The sequence below is a fragment of the Pseudomonas sp. genome (assembly GCF_050739995.1).
Lineage (GTDB): Bacteria > Pseudomonadota > Gammaproteobacteria > Pseudomonadales > Pseudomonadaceae > Aquipseudomonas.
Window position 1 is genome coordinate 1 of sequence record NZ_JBOICG010000070.1, and the last position, 2485, is coordinate 2485.

The following is a 2485-nucleotide window of genomic DNA, read 5'->3' on the forward strand; positions in this document are numbered from 1 at the left end:
CTACTCGAAAGAGAGCGGGGCTTTTTTATACCGGCATGCTGAGGGCTTATTCTTCGCCCATCTGCGATTGCAGGTAGTTTTCCAGGCTGACTTTGTCGATCAGACCCAGTTGGGTTTCCAGCCAGTCAATGTGTTCTTCCTGGTCTTCCAGGATGTCTTCCAGCAGTTCGCGGCTGCCGAAATCGCCCTTGGTTTCGCAGTGAGCGATGGCGGCCTTGAGGTCGCTGTGGCTCTTGTGTTCGAACTTCAGATCGCTGCTGATCATTTCCTGGGTGTGTTCGCCGATGTTCAGCTTGCCCAGGTCCTGTACGTTCGGCAGGCCTTCCAGGAACAGGATGCGCTTGATCAGCGCGTCGGCGTCCTTCATGGCCTTGATGGATTCTTTGTATTCACGCTTGCCCAACTTTTCCAGGCCCCAATCGTCATACATGCGTGCATGCAGAAAGTACTGATTGATCGCGACCAGTTCATTGGCAAGGATTTTGTTGAGTTGCTGGATGACTGAGATGTCGCCTTTCATGACTGGGGTCCTGCCCTGTAATAGCTGTGTATAAGGCGGAGTTTGAGCGGCGTAATCCCTAGTGTCAAACCTAAGTTATTGAATAATAAATGAAAATTAATCGGAATAAGAATGTTTGTGTTCCGCGTCTTGGCGCTAACTAATTGAATTACGGGCATAAAAAAACCGGACATTAAGTCCGGTTCTTTAAAACACGCCAATTTAGGCGTGTGTAAATTCTGCTGAGTAGGGGATCGCGGCCTGGGCTGTCTGCAGCTGCGTCAGGGTTTCCCGTACCACTTGCTTGGCGAGGCAAGCACATTTTCCGCACTGGCTGGCAACGCCGGTGGTTTCGCGTACTTCCTTGTAGCTGCAGCAACCTTCGTAGATTGCTTCGCGGATTTGTCCGTCGGTGACGCCAGTGCAGAGGCAGACATACATAAGGGAGAACCATCGCGGGTTTAAGGCTTAAGTGCGGTGGATCTTAATGTTAACGAGAATGATTGTCAAAGTAGATTCATAGGCTATTGACTGGCGCCGCGCCCGCACTGACGAACGGTTTTTTCAGTGTATGATGGTCGATCTTCACGAAGCGTGACTGTGTCACAGGGTTGTCGCTTGAAAGCGGCAGGCTTGGGAACGGTCCTTTTACTTCAATCGTCACCCCTACATCAGGAGATACCCAATGAGCGTACTCGTCGGCAAACAAGCCCCGGATTTCGACGTACCTGCCGTCCTCGGCAATGGTGAAATCGTAGACAGCTTCAAACTGTCCGAAGCCATCAAAGGCAAATACGGCCTGGTGTTCTTCTACCCGCTGGACTTCACCTTCGTATGCCCGTCGGAGCTGATCGCTCTGGACCACCGCATGGACGATTTCAAGGCGCGCAACGTTGAAGTGGTAGCCGTTTCCATCGACTCCCATTTCACCCACAACGCCTGGCGCAACACTGCCATCAACGATGGCGGCATCGGCAAAGTCAAATACACCATGGCTGCCGACATGAAACACGACATCGCCAAGGCCTACGACGTTGAGTCAGAAGGCGGCGTGGCTTTCCGTGGCGCGTTCCTGATCGACGACAAGGGTGTTGTTCGCTCGCAGATCATCAACGACCTGCCGCTGGGCCGTAACATGGAAGAGCTGATCCGCCTGGTTGACGCCCTGCAGTTCCACGAAGAGCACGGCGAAGTTTGCCCAGCCAACTGGAAAAAAGGCGACAAAGGCATGAACGCTTCGCCAGAAGGCGTTGCGGCTTACCTGACCGAGAACGCTGGCAAGCTGTAAGCCAAGTTCGAGGTACAAAAAAACCGGCCTGAGAAGGCCGGTTTTTTTATGCGCGGGATATGACCTCAGTCGTTGAAATCTTCCCAACCGCCCATGTCTTTCCAGCGATTGACGATGCCGCAGAACAGCTCGGCCGTCTTCTCGGTGTCGTAGCGTGCCGAGTGGGCCTCACGGCCATCAAAGTCGATACCGGCTGCCTGGCAGGCCTTTGCCAACACTGTCTGGCCATAAGCCAGGCCGGCGAGGGTGGCGGTGTCGAAGCTGGAGAACGGATGAAACGGGTTGCGTTTCATGTCCAGCCGCGCCACGGCAGCGTTCAGGAAGCCCAGGTCGAAGCTGCTGTTGTGCCCGACCAGGATCGCGCGTTTGCAGCCATTGGCTTTCAGCGCCTTGCGCACGCCACGGAAGATATCGGTGAGTGCCGCTTCTTCACTCACTGCCATGCGCAGGGGGTGATCGAGCTTGATCCCGGTAAACTCCAGGGCCGCTGCTTCGATGTTGGCACCTTCGAAGGGCTCGACACGGAAGAAGTGAGTGTGCTCCGGGTACACGAAACCCTGCTCATCCATGCCGATGGTGGTGGCGGCGATTTCCAGCAGTGCGTCAGTAGCGCTGTTGAAACCACCGGTTTCTACGTCGATGACAACGGGCAGATAGCCGCGAAACCGTTCGGCCATCGGGTGACGGGAGCCACCACC

At 54.9% G+C, this 2485-nt stretch carries 4 protein-coding genes; 1 reads left to right on the forward strand and 3 read right to left on the reverse strand.

The genetic code is table 11. The annotated features are described in order from the left end of the window. Positions 1–46: 46 nt before the first annotated feature. A complete protein-coding gene (bfr, locus tag ACRESD_RS02475; protein WP_016977953.1) occupies positions 47–520 on the reverse strand; it encodes a bacterioferritin in 474 nt (157 codons plus the stop codon). Positions 521–721: 201 nt separating this feature from the next. Continuing rightward, positions 722–940: a bacterioferritin-associated ferredoxin gene (locus ACRESD_RS02480; protein ID WP_003208706.1), complete on the reverse strand. Its 219-nt coding sequence runs from the start codon at positions 938–940 to the stop codon at positions 722–724. Between the two features lie 244 nt (positions 941–1184). On the opposite strand from ACRESD_RS02480, the gene ACRESD_RS02485 reads away from it, so the two are divergent. Next, positions 1185–1787 carry a peroxiredoxin gene (locus ACRESD_RS02485; RefSeq protein ID WP_003172097.1) on the forward strand — a complete coding sequence of 201 codons (603 nt, stop codon included), beginning with the start codon at positions 1185–1187 and terminating at the stop codon, positions 1785–1787. Positions 1788–1852: 65 nt separating this feature from the next. Here the strand turns inward: ACRESD_RS02485 and rnt are convergent. Continuing rightward, positions 1853–2485 (reverse strand): ribonuclease T (gene rnt, locus ACRESD_RS02490; protein WP_431749476.1); only part of this gene is annotated, 633 nt, incomplete at its 5' end.

Excerpts from the sequence above, each read along its gene's own strand:
- ACRESD_RS02480 (WP_003208706.1), bottom strand. The coding sequence starts at position 940 with ATGTATGTCTGCCTCTGCACTGGCGTCACCGACGGACAAATCCGCGAA.
- bfr (WP_016977953.1), bottom strand. The coding sequence starts at position 520 with ATGAAAGGCGACATCTCAGTCATCCAGCAACTCAACAAAATCCTTGCC.
- ACRESD_RS02485 (WP_003172097.1), top strand. The coding sequence starts at position 1,185 with ATGAGCGTACTCGTCGGCAAACAAGCCCCGGATTTCGACGTACCTGCC.